General features: G+C 52.7%; 14 protein-coding genes. 4 read left to right on the forward strand and 10 right to left on the reverse strand.

Features of this window, described 5'->3' with window-relative positions; all coding sequences use genetic code 11:
* Nucleotides 1-12 precede the first annotated feature (12 nt).
* Complete coding sequence (locus tag EDC23_RS03555; RefSeq protein ID WP_134081177.1) at nt 13-189, reverse strand: acetyltransferase; 177 nt, start codon at nt 187-189, stop codon at nt 13-15.
* Entirely contained in the window at nt 182-862 is a 681-nt protein-coding gene (locus tag EDC23_RS03560; protein ID WP_134081179.1) for a haloacid dehalogenase type II, read from the reverse strand. The genes EDC23_RS03555 and EDC23_RS03560 overlap by 8 nt, the downstream gene beginning before the upstream one ends.
* Nucleotides 863-1,091: 229 nt before the next feature.
* Between EDC23_RS03560 and EDC23_RS03565 the strand changes: the two genes are divergently transcribed.
* Together EDC23_RS03565 and EDC23_RS03570 are read left to right on the forward strand one after the other, a co-directional pair.
* Complete coding sequence (locus tag EDC23_RS03565; RefSeq protein WP_134081181.1) at nt 1,092-2,696, forward strand: L,D-transpeptidase family protein; 1,605 nt, start codon at nt 1,092-1,094, stop codon at nt 2,694-2,696.
* A 112-nt stretch (nt 2,697-2,808) separates the two neighbouring features.
* Complete coding sequence (locus EDC23_RS03570; protein ID WP_208321251.1) at nt 2,809-3,354, forward strand: DUF882 domain-containing protein; 546 nt, start codon at nt 2,809-2,811, stop codon at nt 3,352-3,354.
* A gap of 65 nt (nt 3,355-3,419) precedes the next feature.
* Here EDC23_RS03570 and EDC23_RS03575 read toward each other — a convergent pair whose 3' ends face one another.
* Nucleotides 3,420-5,042, reverse strand: coding sequence for a putative bifunctional diguanylate cyclase/phosphodiesterase (locus EDC23_RS03575; protein ID WP_166668758.1), 1,623 nt, complete (start codon nt 5,040-5,042; stop codon nt 3,420-3,422).
* A gap of 688 nt (nt 5,043-5,730) precedes the next feature.
* Between EDC23_RS03575 and EDC23_RS03580 the strand changes: the two genes are divergently transcribed.
* A complete protein-coding gene (locus tag EDC23_RS03580; RefSeq protein ID WP_134081187.1) occupies nt 5,731-5,934 on the forward strand; it encodes a cold-shock protein in 204 nt (67 codons plus the stop codon).
* Between the two features lie 114 nt (nt 5,935-6,048).
* Here EDC23_RS03580 and EDC23_RS03585 read toward each other — a convergent pair whose 3' ends face one another.
* From EDC23_RS03585 to EDC23_RS03610, 6 genes are all read right to left on the reverse strand, one after another.
* A complete protein-coding gene (locus EDC23_RS03585) occupies nt 6,049-7,659 on the reverse strand; it encodes a putative bifunctional diguanylate cyclase/phosphodiesterase (protein WP_134081189.1) in 1,611 nt (536 codons plus the stop codon).
* A gap of 270 nt (nt 7,660-7,929) precedes the next feature.
* Nucleotides 7,930-8,577, reverse strand: a complete 648-nt coding sequence (locus tag EDC23_RS03590) for a hypothetical protein (RefSeq protein WP_134081191.1) — start codon at nt 8,575-8,577, stop codon at nt 7,930-7,932.
* Nucleotides 8,578-8,651: 74 nt separating this feature from the next.
* Nucleotides 8,652-8,993, reverse strand: coding sequence for a zinc ribbon domain-containing protein YjdM (locus tag EDC23_RS03595; RefSeq protein WP_134081193.1), 342 nt, complete (start codon nt 8,991-8,993; stop codon nt 8,652-8,654).
* Nucleotides 8,994-9,126: 133 nt separating this feature from the next.
* Entirely contained in the window at nt 9,127-9,777 is a 651-nt protein-coding gene (locus EDC23_RS03600; RefSeq protein ID WP_134081195.1) for a DUF6064 family protein, read from the reverse strand.
* Nucleotides 9,778-10,180: 403 nt separating this feature from the next.
* Nucleotides 10,181-11,455 (reverse strand): sensor domain-containing protein, encoded by a 1,275-nt coding sequence (locus EDC23_RS03605; RefSeq protein WP_399359071.1) that lies wholly within the window; start codon nt 11,453-11,455, stop codon nt 10,181-10,183.
* A gap of 687 nt (nt 11,456-12,142) precedes the next feature.
* Nucleotides 12,143-12,433 carry a SelT/SelW/SelH family protein gene (locus EDC23_RS03610; protein ID WP_134081197.1) on the reverse strand — a complete coding sequence of 97 codons (291 nt, stop codon included), beginning with the start codon at nt 12,431-12,433 and terminating at the stop codon, nt 12,143-12,145.
* 394 nt (nt 12,434-12,827) lie between these two features.
* Between EDC23_RS03610 and EDC23_RS03615 the strand changes: the two genes are divergently transcribed.
* A complete protein-coding gene (locus EDC23_RS03615; protein ID WP_134081199.1) occupies nt 12,828-13,448 on the forward strand; it encodes a superoxide dismutase in 621 nt (206 codons plus the stop codon).
* 192 nt (nt 13,449-13,640) lie between these two features.
* Here the strand turns inward: EDC23_RS03615 and EDC23_RS03620 are convergent, their stop codons facing one another.
* Nucleotides 13,641-14,126 (reverse strand): hypothetical protein, encoded by a 486-nt coding sequence (locus EDC23_RS03620; protein ID WP_134081201.1) that lies wholly within the window; start codon nt 14,124-14,126, stop codon nt 13,641-13,643.
* Nucleotides 14,127-14,769: the final 643 nt, after the last annotated feature.

Genomic DNA, 14,769 nt, shown 5'->3' on the forward strand with positions numbered 1-14,769 from the left:
GGTTAGCGTTGTTTAATCCTGCGGGGATTCGATCAGTTTGGCAATATCCAGTTGCCGGATCGCATTGATGGCGACTTCCCAGCGGCCTTCGCCACACAGCCCGCTGATGCCGGCCTGTTCCCAGGCATCAAGTGCCTGTTGCAAACAGGCCTGGCGGACACGTTCGGCAATTTCCAGTTTGTCATCCATGGTGTTGTACCACGTTAATCAAATCAGTAAGTTGTTCAACGCTGGCGTCGGGTCGGGTCCCCCACGGATCAAATACCACGGCCGGATCGCGTCGCACCCAGGCGGTCGGCATATTGACCGCCGCGGCGCCGAGAATATCAAACGGGTTCGCCGAGACCAGCCAGCAGGCTTCGGCGCTGGTCCCCGCGCGGGCCAGGCAGTGTTGATAGACCGCCGGATCCGGTTTGTAGCGGCCGATTTCATCGACGCTGATGATGTCACTGAACCGATCCCGGATGCCGGCCTGCTCCAGCAGGCCGTTGACGCCCGCCGCCGTGCCGTTGGAGAAGGCAACCATCCGCATCCCGGCCTGCTGCAGGGCGGCGAGTCCCGCTTCCACGTCGGCAAAGGCGGGCAGGCTGGCGTAGCGCTGCAACAGCCGCTGCTTGTCCGCCTCACTCAGGTGGGTGCCCAGTAGCGTATCGCAGTAATCCAGCGCCTGACGGGTGCAGATCGAAAAATCCTCATACTGGCGCATCAGTCCCCGACGAAAGGTGTACTCCAGTTGCTTGTCACGCCAGCGCCGGGAGAATTCCCGCGCCCGCTCACCAATCAGCTGTTCCAGTTCCTCCACCAGCCCGTGGGGGTCGATCAGGGTGCCGTAGATATCAAATGCGATGACCGGGGTTGCCATATACATGCCTGCCAGAAATTGTGTTCGCTGTATGCAGGATAGCATTAATAGCCTGTTCGACAATCCAGGCAGGCCTCGCTTGTATGAAAACAGCAACGGCCCGATGGTGGATATTACAGGCCGGGAATGTTTTACTCTGATACTGAGTATTTTAAGCTCTACCCGACCTCGCGTTAATCTATGGTGGTAAAGATTGCATCACCTGTTTTTCGGTAGTGTGAATAGCAAAATGATCCGGTTGGCCCTGTTGTCGGCTCTGGCCGGGTCACTGTTGTGGTTGCCTGGCGGGGAAGCCCTTGCGGCACAGGGGCGTGAGGCTCAGGAGCTGAAAAGCATGCTGAATCAGTCGGTTGTCGCCGGCATGTCGGTGGAACTCGACCGGGATCGGCTTCGTGAGTTCTATGCATCCCGTACCTATCGGCCGTTATGGGTTGATCGTTTTGGGCCTTCCATACTGGCCAGGCAATTGCGGGAGGTCCTGGAAAATGCCGATCGGGAAGGTCTGGAGCCGAAAGCTTATCACCTGAAGTCGATTGACCGGCACTGGCTTTCAACCGATGCCACAATACAGGCACGGCTGGATCTGTTGTTAACCGACGCTTTCTTTTTGTACAGCCGTCATGTTTCACGCGGACGTTATGATCCCTTCGAAATAGACCCGCACTGGAATATCGATGTCCCCGAGATCGACCCCATAGCTCTGCTGGAATCGACGCTGGAGGCAGAGAATTTCAGTCTGGCCTTACGGAATCTGGCACCGCCGCATACAGGTTATCGCTGGCTGCGTGATGCGTTGGCGGAATATCGACGCCTGGCCGCAGAAGGGGGGTGGCCGACAATCCGCACCGACGAAAACCTCAAATACGGGCAGACTCATGCGCAAATCGCCGTTTTGCGCCGGCGTCTGATGGCCGAGGGGGATCTGCAACTGCCGCCTGTGCATGACGCGAACTATTTTGATCAATCATTGAAGTTTGCCGTGGAGCGTTTCCAGGTTCGCCATGGCCTGGAAATGGACGGTATTGTCGGGCCGGGAACCCGGGCGGCGTTGAATGTACCGGTTTCAGATCGGATTGAGCGGATCAAGCTGAACATGGAACGCTGGCGCTGGCTGCCCAGAGCGTTGGGCGAGCGGTACATTATGGTCAATACCGCGAACTTTGAATTGCTGGCATTCGATAAAAACAAGCCGATGCTGGGAATGTCGGTCATTACCGGCAAGCAGGAACGGCCGACGCCGGTGATACAGGGCTTGTTGCATACCCTCGTTCTGAATCCATACTGGACCCTGCCGAGATCGATCGCCGTCGAGGACATGCTGCCCAGGCAACAACGCAATCCGGATTTTCTCCCCTCGAAGGGGATTCATGTATTCGCCAACGGCGAAGAGCTGGATCCCCGGCAGATCGACTGGTCCGCGGTCAGCGAAGATTATTTTCCGTATGTCCTGCGGCAGGATCCCGGTCCCGATAACGCGCTGGGGCGGATCAAATTTCTTTTTTCCAACAACTTCGATATTTATCTGCATGACACGCCGTCACGCTGGAAGTTCGATCAGGCGATACGTACGTTCAGCTCGGGCTGTATTCGGGTGCAGGAACCGTACAAACTGGCGAGTTATTTGTTGCGCTCCCAGCCGGAATGGTCAGAGCAAACGCTGAAAGTGGTCACCCGCTCCGGCGAGAACCGGGAGATACCGCTTCTGGAAACGTTGCCTGTCTATCTGCTTTACTTTACTGCCTGGGTGGGAAGTGATGGTACTACCTCTTTTTATCCGGACGTTTACGATCTGGATCAGATAAACCCCTCGTTTTGTATCGCTTCAAATCCGTAGTTCCAATGTGTATTTGGTGTATTATGTGAATTGGTGAGCGTTTCGGTGGCCGTCATTTGAATTTCCGGCGTCTGCACCGTATAGTAAAATCCTGTTTATGACTGTTGACCCCATGTCCCGTACCCTGAACTCACGTCGCCACTTTCTGCGCTCCGCCAGCGGGATGCTTGCCCTGCTTGTCGCACCCGCGGCTCTGGCGCGGATGACAAACCGTGACGAGCGCGTGTTGCGCTTTCATAATTTGCACACCGGTGAAAATCTGGATGCCACGTACTGGGCCGGAGGTGACTACGTCCCGGAACAGCTGGCCGCACTGGATAATCTGTTGCGTGACCACCGGACCGGTCAGGTCACGAAAATGGATCGCAAGCTGTATGATCTGCTGTTTGTCCTGCAGCAAGAGGTCGGTCGTTCCGGTACCTACCATGTCATTTCCGGCTATCGTTCGCCTCGAACCAACGCGATGTTAAACAAGACCACTACCGGTGTTGCCAAACGCAGCCTGCATACCCGGGGCAAGGCTATCGATATCCGGCTGCCCGGCACCGACCTCAAGCATTTGCGTGAAGCGGCATTACGTCTGAAAGCCGGTGGCGTGGGCTATTATCCCGACTCCAACTTTATCCACGTGGATACCGGTCGCCCCCGGTTCTGGTAATCTACCCGCTGCGCTGAATAAAACAATGTTTTAGTCGGGTGTCGCGGGGTTCAGCAAGACAATTCTTATTCTTCGTTCTGGGTCACATTATGTGAGAGAAATATCCGCTGCTCGATAGCCTCCACGGGCACGCCGATCGCGAATCCCTGCGCGTAATCCACACCCAGTTCGCGCAGGAGATCGATATGGTTTTCGTCCTCAATGCATTTTGCCGCGACCTGGACTCCCTTCTCTTGCGCCAGGGAGACAATATCCTTGACCAGCGCCTGGCTGCCGGGTTGGGTCGCTAAGCTGCGGGTCAGATCCCCGTTAATCTTGATCATGTCGACAGGAAGCTGCTGGAGGAAGTGGAAAGCCGGTCCGTGACCGAAGTCGTCCAGTACGACGGAACAGCCAATTGATTTCAATTTCGTTATAAGGGTGCGCGTTTTATCGAGGTATTCCAGCGCAGCCATTTCGGTGATCTCTATATGTAGCTGGCCGGATCCGAGAGCGTTTTCGTTGACAGCTTTTTCGATCTGTTCGAACAATTCCGGATCATCCAGCGAAGTGCGTGCCAGGTTCAGCGATATCCAGAGCCGATGGTCTGACAGCGCGGCAATCTTTCTTGCTGCTTTGCGAATGACCATTTGATCGATAGGCACCGAGAGACCGAAATGTTCCGCGGATTCCAGAAACAGCCCGGGACTAATGAGCTCGCCGTTACGATCTTCCATGCGTAACAGGGCTTCATAGCCCGGTGTGGTATTGTCTGAGAGCCTCAGCAAGGGCTGATAGAACAATATGAATTGATCGTTTTCCAGTGCCCGCCGCAGCCGGGCCTCCCATTGAATATGTTCCTGCACACGCTCCATTTCATGTTGTGACGCTGAATACAGGCGCCAGCAGTTACGCCCGGCGTCCTTGGCCTCGTACATGGCGGCATCGGCATACATGATTAGTGTGTCGATGTCGGTAGTGTGTTCGGGATACAGTGCCATACCGAGGCTGGCGCTGGGTCGGACCGTCTGCTCGTCAAGTTCAATGTCACTGGCGTTGAACAGGTGTAGCAGTTTGTTCGCGACCCGGATCGCCCCTTCCCGGGATGTCTCCGGTAACAGGATGGCGAATTCATCGCCGCCCCAGCGGGCCACGATATCTGTCGTGCGCATGGTGCGGCTCAGCAGATTGGATACCTCTACCAGGTAGCGGTCACCGGCGAGGTGACCGTAGGTGTCGTTTACCAGCTTGAAATTGTCCAGGTCGATAAATATCAGGGCCAAACTGCGCTGATAACGCAACGCGAACAATGTCCACCTTTCCAGCTCGTTATGGAAGCGTCGTCGGTTGAGCAGGCCGGTGAGGGCGTCATGCTCGGCCATGTGAACGATCTGGTCGTTGGCTTTTTGCGCCTCATCGAGAGCCCGTCTCAGTGATTCTGTCTTGATGGCGACCTTATGTTCCAGTGAGGCGGAGAACTCCAGAAGCCTGTCCTGGCGAATACCTGCGATTCGCGCGAACAGGCCCAGGAACAACGGGGCACTGTCGATGACATAAAGCAGCGCGTTGTCATGCGCGCTCACAACAACGGCAACAAGCCCCTGGTTATCCGGGACATAGCCCGCGAGGTATAAAAAGAGGATCGCGCCGATCGGAAAGCAGAAACCGAACAGCACGCCAAACACGGTATATTTTGTTGTCTCGCTCAACGCTCTCATATTATTTGGTATTATAACCCTGATTATTATAGGTTTTGATGGTGCTTCTTGAGCGAGGGCCAGATGCGTTCTTCGGTTTTTGTGTCATAGATATAGCATAGGTGTTCATTTTTGTATCGGCCAGTGAACAGGTGGCTACAGTAATTGGTCTGACTGATTCGCTCTGTACGGTTCTATCTCCGCGTTTACCGCATGGAATATAACCGGCTGCACTTTATCGCTGTGGTTGGCCGGTGCGGCAATTTTGGCGCTGGCAATCCGCTGCTCACTATCGGGATTGTTGTGTGACCCTTCTGCGGATCTGCCCGGGATTACCGGTAGGTGAGGGAGCTCAGGGCGTAAAACGGACCCTTGTTCCGATCAAGGTAGCAGGTGCTGGCACCTGCTTTGGGGCTGGAACGTTGATGATCCGGTGCAGAGGTCCCCTCATTTACTGAGTTGCACCAGATACGTCGTAAGCCGTTATTTTACCCTGGCCCCGGTTGTCTGGATAAATTTACATTAAATGACTGATATGGCTGGCTAATTGAAGGGCGATAGTGTATTGTAATCAGGTAACAGTTTATCTAGTCGTTCCGGAAGTTCCTCTTGCAGTGCATTCAGCAGATTCTCCCGAAATTTCTAAGTATCAAACTGTCTGCAATACATTGTTTATTAACAGATAATAAAGAGGTTCCGTATGAACACAGGTACAGTTAAGTGGTTTAACGACAGTAAAGGTTTTGGTTTTATCAGTCCGAGTGAAGGTGGCGATGATGTATTCGTTCACCATTCCGCCATCCAGGGTAGTGGTTTTAAATCCCTGGCGGAAGGTCAGCAGGTCACGTTTGATACCGAACGTGGTCAAAAAGGCCTGAGCGCGACCAACGTCACCCCGCAATAACCCCGGCAGGTTATAGCAGAAAAGCCCCTGTTAATCAGGGGCTTTTTCTTTTTGATAATATGAACCATGTTCTTGATTGAAGTCCGTCGGCTTTTAATCTATGAGACAAACCCGTCAGGCTGAAAAAAGCAGTTGCTGTTCAATAGCTTCCACCGGCTTTCCAATCGCAAATCCCTGCGCGTAATCAAACTTTTTATCTCGTAAGAGTTCGAGAAGGTTCTCGCTCTCCACATGTTTTGCCGTTACCCGTATCGCCATCTCATGAGCTACAGCCACAATATCCTCAACCAGCGTTTGTGTGCTTTGCTGTGACGCCAAAGTCTGGATTAAATCCCCCTTGATTTTTATCATGTCAACCGGCAGTTGTTGTAGAAACTGGCGTGAAGGCCCATGCCCAAAGTCGTCGAGTACTACGGAACAGCCGATGCTTTTCAGTTGCGAGATAAGAGTGCGGAGAGGATTCAGGTATTCCCGTGCAGTCGCTTCAGTGATCTCGATATGCAACTGACCGGGCCGGAGGGAATTTTCCCGTACTGCCGCTTCGATTTTTTCGAATAATTTCGGATCTTCGAGTGAAGAGCGCGAGAGATTGAGCGAGATCCAGACAGGATGTTGTGACAGGGCGCCGATCTTTCTCGCTGCCTTGCGAATAACCATGCGATCGATTGGTACGGAAAGGCCGAAACGTTCCGCTGATGCCAGGAACAGTCCGGGACTAATGAGATTACCATCACGATCCTCCATGCGTAAAAGTGCTTCGTAGCCCGGCGTGGTGTTGTCGGATAACCGCAGTAGTGGCTGATAGAACAGTAGAAACTGGTCGTTTTCCAGTGCTCTGCGCAGCCTGCCTTCCCATTGGAGGTGTTCCTGTACACGCTCTATTTCCTGTGGTGATGATGAATAAATGCGCCAGCAATTGCCGCCGGCAGATTTGGCTTCGTACATTGCGGCGTCGGCGTAGGTAACGAGTTCGTCAAGGTCGGTCGCATGATCGGGAAACAGTGCGATGCCGATACTGGCGCTGGGTCGCCATTTTTGTTCACCGAGATCGATTTCGGCATTGTTAAACAAATGCAATAATTTGTTCGCCACCTCGGTAGCCGCATCACAGGATGTTTCTGGAAGAAGAATGGCAAATTCATCACCACCCCAGCGTGCAACAATATCTGTCGTGCGAAACGTGCTGGTTAACAGTTTCGATATCTCTATAAGATAACGATCGCCGGCGATATGGCCGTAGTTGTCGTTAATATATTTGAATTTATCCAGATCAATGAATATAAGAGTTGCGGTGCGTTGATAACGCAAGGCGACCAGCATCCATTTTTCGAGTTCGTTCTGGAAACGTCGCCGGTTCAGCAAGCCCGTAAGCGTATCGTGCTCAGCCATATGAACAATCATGTCATTGGCTTGTTTGGCCTCGTCGAGCGCCTGTCTCAGGGATGCCGTCTTGGCGGCGACCTGCTGTTCCAGCGATGCGGAGAATCTTAGTAGTCGATCCTGACGAATACCGGCAAAACGTGCGAACAGGCCCAGTAAGAATGGAGCGGTGTCGATAATATAAAGCAGGCGATTCTCATGAGAATTTGCGAGGATCGAAACAGGGTTAAGATCAGCTGGAATGTCACCCATGAGATAGAGAAAAATAATGGCCCCAACGGGAAAGCACAGCCCGAACAGGGTGCCATAGATAGTATATTTTGTGGCTTCGGTTAATGTTGACATACGTTATCGACTATACCAAATTATTTGGCATCTGCAAGGGACTGACTGTTGATATTCCAGCAAGGACAAAACACTTCAACACACAGCCTGCTCATAGGGTTGTCGTTAAGGGGTTAGGTGATTGTTAAAATGTTTTGTCCTGGCATTTTGATAAATTAGCGAGACTCCTGCGCCGCAATTGCCGGACTCGCAATGCATAAGCAAGTGTGTTTCCTGTCTGGTGGTGAGAGTTTGCGCGGCGTATAGTCCCTTTTCAGAAGTGTCACAAACCTACGGGTCAAACCGGATAGAATCCATAATGTATGCTACGTTCTTTGCTCCCTGCTCATCGGCATAGGTCTGGATGAAGGAAATCGCATACCCCTTATTGATAAGGGCATAGTAGCTCTGAGAGACATCATGGTTTGCGACAGTCAGGGAGGCATCCATATGCCCGGAGACCTTGCCGCCGAGCCGGGTGGTCTGGCAGTCACTGTCAAATTGATAGTCCAGCTGTCCCTGTTCGAGGACTTCTTTCATCGCGTTAATGTAATCACACGGCTTTTCGATGTCGGGGTACATTTTTATATTCTCGGCCACGGATAGCACATTGGTGTTGATCGTACCCGGCGTGCCGGGCGGTTTTTTAAAAAACCCGAACAGGGGCAGAGTGCTTTCCATCGCCGCCTCAATCATCGCTTCCATGTTTTCACCGTCAGCGGAGAGGATCTTGCCGTCCTGTTGTTGTAGCATGATGGCTTCTTCGGAACTCTGGGCGTACCAGTCGTCCGGTTTTTCCACCGACATACCGAAAAAACCGTTGACGTAAGTATTGCCGCTGGAATTGACGGTCACTGGTGAGTCAGATCCGGAACCGGATTCGGTGCAGGCGACCGAAACGATGGCAGCGAAAATAACGAGCAGGATGGATTTATTCAATGTTATATCCTCGACAGGCGGTTATTGGTTCAGCTTTTCCCTGACTTTTTGATACGTGCAGTGAGTCTGTTCGCTTACGCTTTTTTGACAAATTCGGATTTCAACTGCATGGCACCAATACCGTCGATTTTGCAGTCGATATCATGATCCCCATCTACGAGGCGGATATTCTTGACTTTGGTGCCGACCTTGACAACTGATGAGGCGCCCTTGACCTTCAAATCCCTGATTACTTTCACTGAATCACCGTCATGCAGCGCATTGCCGTTAGCGTCGCGCACCACCGGCTTGTCGTCCGTTTGCGCCTCCACGGCGTCATTCGGCCATTCATGGGCGCATTCGGGGCAGACATACATGCTTTGATCTTCATAGGTAAATTGCGAACCGCAATTGGGGCATGGGGGTACATCGTTCATTCGGGGTCCTGGGTCGGGCTGAGATTAGCCATAATCATAGCAGGGAGGAAGGGGATTTTCGAGCGGCTGCGAAGGTGTCGTTTTGACAGACAACCCGGTTATTGTGGCCTTGAGCCGGTATCGGAGAAGTTAATTATTGGCTATTGGCCCTGTGGCGGTTGGAATGGATTATCAGGATCGTCCCCGTAAGACCGGCTATAACCAGGCCGATATCTTCCCATATTCCCAGATTGATTGCCGCGCTGACACCGATCAGCGACCACAACAGAGGAATAATCAGGCCAGGCACGGGGATGCGTGAACGCGCCAGCAGCAGGATGCCGAAAGTGAAAATCGTGGTGGGACACGGCGCCAGACCGAATACCGGCATGGCCGGGTAATGATGTCCCATCAGAATATTGAGCAGGGGATAAACGAGCAAGGCGTACAGGATGAAAATCCAGCCGATCAGACTGTGTGGGTGTCTGGTGCCGGAAAATCGCAGCCTGTTTTTCAGCAGGCCGCTATAGAAAAACCACGTGCCCTGGATAATGAAAACGGTTCCGAAAAGGTAGGCGGCACCATTAATTGAGCTGAACCAGTAAAGATGATATCCCGCGCCCATTCCCAGCCAGTATAGGGCCAGCACGGCGCTGATGAAACGATCACCTGTCAGGGAAGGGCGCCATAATAAATAAATTACCAACAGTCCCAGCAGATAAGCGACAGGCTGTAATGGAAAAACCGCCTGATTATAGTCCCGGAATATGTCGAGAAACTGTTCAGTGGTAAAGGGGATGTCCATTACTACGGTACCCTTCTGTCCGCTCGTCAATTTATAGATTTATAAACACAAGGACAAGAATGATTAAAACAGAAATTATTATCATCATTCTTCCGAGTTTGGTTCCATAACCGCGTTGTCTGTCAAGCAATGATCGCAATTGTGCATCATCGATGCCGGAGCAATGCGGGCATTCAGCCAGATTCATGTTATAGAAAAGATGGCATCGCCCGCATTGCTTCTGATGAGATCTTCGCTTTAATAATGTTTCTGTCCTGCGTGCGAACCACCACATATCAGATCTTCTTCCTTTATAGGCAAGAGGCATTTGGGCCAAGGTCGTCTCTGGCCTCGCGCACTATGCAGCTCCTCGCTATCCGGATTTCTCTGTGACGTTGTATGGCTCGACCGGGAAGCTGGGGAATCATTGCCGTTTCACTGCGTACATGTCGGCATCGGCCTGGCGAAACAGTTGTTCCCTGTCTTCACCCTGGTCCGGGTAGACGGCGACACCGATACTGACGGAGATGGTAAGCCTTTGACCGGCAATATCGAAAGGTGCGGCGATGGCAGCGCGAATCCTGTCGGCGATGATACCGGTATACTCCGGCCCCAGGACATTGGTTAGCAGCACGGTAAATTCGTCGCCGCCCATGCGCCCGACGGTGTCTGATTCACGCACACACTGCAGAAGACGGTGCGCCATCTCGCGCAGTACTTGATCCCCGACTTCGTGGCCAAAGCTATCGTTAACGTATTTGAAATCTTTCAGGTCCAGATAAAGCAGGGCCAGTTGTTCGCCGTCGCGGTGTGCCCTGGCCAGTGCCACGTCGAAACGATCATTGAAAAGCGCCCGATTGGGGAGATCAGTCAGCACATCATGATGTGCCCTGTGCATAAGTTCGGCTTCGGCCTGTTTGCGCTGGATCGCCGAAGCGATCTGGGTCGAGACGAAATATAGAAGTTGTTTATCTTCTTCAGTGTAACGTCGTTTGCCGGAATCTGATTGAATCGCCAGGACTCCCATGATCCCCCGTTCCGTGAGAAGCGGTACACCCAGCCAGTCAACAGCCAGAGCGTCGTGGTTGATCAATACGGCCTGCCCCGAGCGAATCACCTCGGCAATCGGTGTGTCGGTTTCCAACAGTTGTGTGGCCTGCGGGTCTGTAGAGTAGGGAAAGGCGAGCGTCTCATCGGTCTCATCACACAGTGCAACAGTGAAGTTATCCGCGGGAACCAGCTCGTCAATGATGCGATGGATGTGCTGACATAGGGCATGCACGTTCTCGCTCGTATGTGCCGCCTCGGAAATCCGGTACAGCGCATTGCGGGTGTGTTCAACGCGCTTGAGCTCGGTGATATCGCGCGCGACCGCCAGACGCAGACGATCCGACTCCGACCAGCTGGCCGACCACATGATATCGACCACCCGTCCGTCCTTGTGTACGTAACGGTTCTCGAAATGGGGATGGGGCATGCCGTCCATGATGGTTGCAGCCGCCGCCAGGGTTCGTTCCCGATCATCGGGAAAGACAAACTCGATCATGTTCCGGCCGATCATTTCCTCCGGCGTATAACCAAAGATACGTTCGCAGGCGGCGCTGATAAAAACAAACCGCCCCTCGACGTCGACCACGCAGACGGCATCCAGTAGCAGGTCCATGACCTTCGGCAACAGGGGAGGAGAATCCATTGTCATTGAGTAAAGTATTAAACTGGACTTGCGGGGGTGATATGTCCATGCCAGGACACAGTTAATTTCCCGGTCAGTTTTATGGCTGAAAATCGACCCTAATCTTAACAGGGAGGAGGGGAATGATCGAGCTATTGATCCTGATCGCCCTGCGGACGAGCTGGGTATTGAATGCGGACTCTCATGACTTATATTTTATTCCCGCCCCGTCAAGGGGAGGGCTAGGGTAGGGTTATCCAAACCTACTTCCTAAATGATCGCCCTCCGGGCGAGCTTGATCTCGAAAGCGCTGACCCGCCAGCGCGCCTCGGATTCATTTCGTTGTAACGCGACAACGAAACGAACCAAAGAAAACGCGCCCGAAGACGCCGCCGGTCCAGCCATTTCCAATGGCAGAACCGGTTCCCTGCGCTTCTCGCTCCGGTCGGGCTCGCCAGACGGCACGTCCCTGTGCCGACTGGCGAGTGCACGCGTCCATGCGCGCACCCTGCGGGCTGGTCCTCCCTTCATTGCGATGCTCGGCGTCGTCTGACGGGATTAAAAAAGACTAGCGGATAGGGTGTATCCTACGCACCGCATTCTCAATACCCGGATAACAGTGCGTGGAGCGCACTCTATCCCTGTCGTAGTCTCCTCTGGGGCTTTTATCATACTGTCCGGTTTGCGGGTAGTGTTTGATTTGAGTTACGAAACTTATGACGAATCGTCGGACTTTTTATCGGAATGGCCGAGATCCTTGTCAGGTGCCACGCGATCACGGACCAGTTGCTTCAATTCCTTGATCTCGGGAAACTGGCCGGTCTCCTGCCGCGACCAGACAAGCTCGTCGTTGATCCAGATTTGAAAAATACCGCCCTTGCCCGGTACCAGTGTCAACTCGGTGATTTCCTCATCGAACGTGGTCAACAACTCCTGCGCCATCCAGGCGGAGCGAAGTAGCCAGCGGCACTGGGTGCAGTAGATGATTTTGATGTGATTGTTCATAAGTTCGGTAAAAAGCGTGTGCTGATGTTGAAAGATTCTAGTGAAAGTGCCCCGGGTTTGTCACCAGCCTGATTTCCCAAATAGAGCCGTAGAGGCGATTGGGATGCCAGGTTTGACGTTGCGTTGGATTGAATCAACCGGATTGCGTGTGTGTGGTTCCGTACAGATCTCGCCGGGTTTTCACCCCAGTCTTTCAGTATGGCGGAAAAGGCCGTATCAAGGCCCCTCACCGGTCATTCGCGGCCGGCAATCTTGCAGTATTGAGCGCATACCCTTATGGAAAGCAGAGAAATTATGGGGGGAATATTTTACTAGCTGACTATGGGCTGTTCCCCTCATCGTGCTTTTGATCATCCGGTTGATTATTTAAACTGATTGTCTCCGAGGTAATACGATGAAACATGTCGAATCCAAGAGTGAACAGATACACGTTCTCGAAGTCCTGCCCTATGCGGTCAACGCGCTTAGCCCGGTTATTTCCTCAAATACAGTCGAGGTCCACTACGGGAAGCACCATAAGGGCTATGTGGATAAGCTGAACAAGCAGGTGGAAGGGACGGAGTTTTCAGACATGTCGCTGGAAAGTCTCATCACCGGAACGGCGGGAAAACCTGACCATGTTGGTATTTTCAACAATGCTGCACAGGCATGGAATCATACCTTTTATTGGCGCAGTCTGAAGCAAAAGGGGGGCGGTGAGCCACCTGCTATGCTCAAGGATAAGATCGAGGCGTCATTCGACAGCCTGGATGCTTGCCGAGAAGAGTTGGTCAAGGCGGCAACGACCCGGTTCGGCAGTGGCTGGGCATGGCTCGTGCAGGACGGCGACCAGATCAAGGTGGTTTCAACCGGAAACGCGGATAACCCGATAGCCAACGGTATGACACCACTGCTGACCATCGATGTCTGGGAGCACGCCTACTACCTGGATTACCAGAACCGGCGCGAGGAATACGTCAGGGCCGTGCTGGATAAGTTGATAAACTGGGAGTTCGCGGCAGAAAATCTTGATTGAAGACAGGCTGGATGCTTGAATCCCCCGGCGGGATAACTGTAATCAGCGTTATGAATGCTGAAAATTTCCCCGCCGGTTTTGAAATAACAGAAAACCAGTATCATAGACAACCCTGATAGCCGTGAATCGGGTTGGGAGTCCCGGGCGTATGGCAGTTGGCCTGAACAGCCGAAATTACCGCCCACAGATTTCTCAGTTCAATGACGAAATATGTTCAATGACTTTATCCTGGATCTCAATGAGCTGATCAATCATTTCGTTTTCTTCACGCTGATCACCAACTGCCTCAATTAAACCGGCTTGTAAAGTTTGGAATAATTTGATGACATCCGGTTTTTCAATCTCGCCGTCGGTGAGTTTGCACACCCAGACATCGGCGCCAGTGGCGGAAATTTCCATCATACGGTCAAAGTTCAAACTGTCATTTTCGAAGTATTTTCGAATTAATCGGTCACCAGCTTCCAGCATGAAGGAGACAGTTGTAAGCGCCTCTTTGACCTCACCGTGCGTATCTTCCGCCGCTGACTCATAGACCGAGCCAACAGATTCCAACAAGTCTGACCATTCGCTCTTGGCTTTGCCGCTCAGCATGATCCCGGCCATCGGTGTTGTGACCAGTAGTTTGAAGCTGGGGGCGGTCATTTTTTCCGAGTTTATTGCGCTATCTTTTTCTTCCATTTTGTCCTTCTTTTACTATCTCAGGTTCGCAGCAGGATGAAAGTGGTCGGTCACACTGGCTCTTTTGAGCCGCCTTCGGTGCCGGAGTAATCTAGTGTATATAGTATCAGGATGGGGCGGGGGATTGAAATGTTCGCCCTGCGGGTGGACTTCTTTCTCTTATTCCCTCTCCCCTCAGGGGAGAGGGTTAGGGAGAGGGGATTAAAGGATTCGCCTTTCGGAAGAGCCGGGTTTTGAAAGAGGCTCTCGTGCCTCATCTTTTATTCCCTCCCCTGCAAGGGGAGGGCCAGGGAGGGGTGATCAAGCTTCAGTTTCAATCTAAATAATCGCCCTGCGGGGGCCCTGAATCTTGAAAGGGGACTCTCGCGCCTCATCTTTTATTCCCTCCCCTCCAAGGGGAGGGCCAGGGAGGGGTGATCAAGCATCCAGTCTCTATCAAAAGGATCGCCCTCCGGGCGCCCTTGTTCTCGAAAGCGCTGACCCGCCAGCGCGCCTCGGGTTTATTTCTTTGTCACGCGACAAAAGAAACGAACCAAAGAAAACGCGCCTGTTCGGTCAAGACACATCGGTAACAGAAAAGTCCAGGTACATGGGTAACACATTTTCTATGCTAAGGGCACCGACAAGGGAGGTGCCCCATGCC

This window comes from Thiohalophilus thiocyanatoxydans (assembly GCF_004366735.1).
GTDB lineage: Bacteria > Pseudomonadota > Gammaproteobacteria > UBA6429 > Thiohalophilaceae > Thiohalophilus > Thiohalophilus thiocyanatoxydans.

What these genes read in the sequence shown, in the direction of transcription:
- EDC23_RS03555 (WP_134081177.1), bottom strand. Translation starts at nt 189, where the DNA reads ATGGATGACAAACTGGAAATTGCCGAACGTGTCCGCCAGGCCTGTTTG.
- EDC23_RS03560 (WP_134081179.1), bottom strand. Translation starts at nt 862, where the DNA reads ATGGCAACCCCGGTCATCGCATTTGATATCTACGGCACCCTGATCGAC.
- EDC23_RS03565 (WP_134081181.1), top strand. Translation starts at nt 1,092, where the DNA reads ATGATCCGGTTGGCCCTGTTGTCGGCTCTGGCCGGGTCACTGTTGTGG.
- EDC23_RS03570 (WP_208321251.1), top strand. Translation starts at nt 2,809, where the DNA reads ATGTCCCGTACCCTGAACTCACGTCGCCACTTTCTGCGCTCCGCCAGC.
- EDC23_RS03580 (WP_134081187.1), top strand. Translation starts at nt 5,731, where the DNA reads ATGAACACAGGTACAGTTAAGTGGTTTAACGACAGTAAAGGTTTTGGT.
- EDC23_RS03585 (WP_134081189.1), bottom strand. Translation starts at nt 7,659, where the DNA reads ATGTCAACATTAACCGAAGCCACAAAATATACTATCTATGGCACCCTG.
- EDC23_RS03595 (WP_134081193.1), bottom strand. Translation starts at nt 8,993, where the DNA reads ATGAACGATGTACCCCCATGCCCCAATTGCGGTTCGCAATTTACCTAT.
- EDC23_RS03600 (WP_134081195.1), bottom strand. Translation starts at nt 9,777, where the DNA reads ATGGACATCCCCTTTACCACTGAACAGTTTCTCGACATATTCCGGGAC.
- EDC23_RS03605 (WP_399359071.1), bottom strand. Translation starts at nt 11,455, where the DNA reads ATGACAATGGATTCTCCTCCCCTGTTGCCGAAGGTCATGGACCTGCTA.
- EDC23_RS03610 (WP_134081197.1), bottom strand. Translation starts at nt 12,433, where the DNA reads ATGAACAATCACATCAAAATCATCTACTGCACCCAGTGCCGCTGGCTA.
- EDC23_RS03615 (WP_134081199.1), top strand. Translation starts at nt 12,828, where the DNA reads ATGAAACATGTCGAATCCAAGAGTGAACAGATACACGTTCTCGAAGTC.
- EDC23_RS03620 (WP_134081201.1), bottom strand. Translation starts at nt 14,126, where the DNA reads ATGGAAGAAAAAGATAGCGCAATAAACTCGGAAAAAATGACCGCCCCC.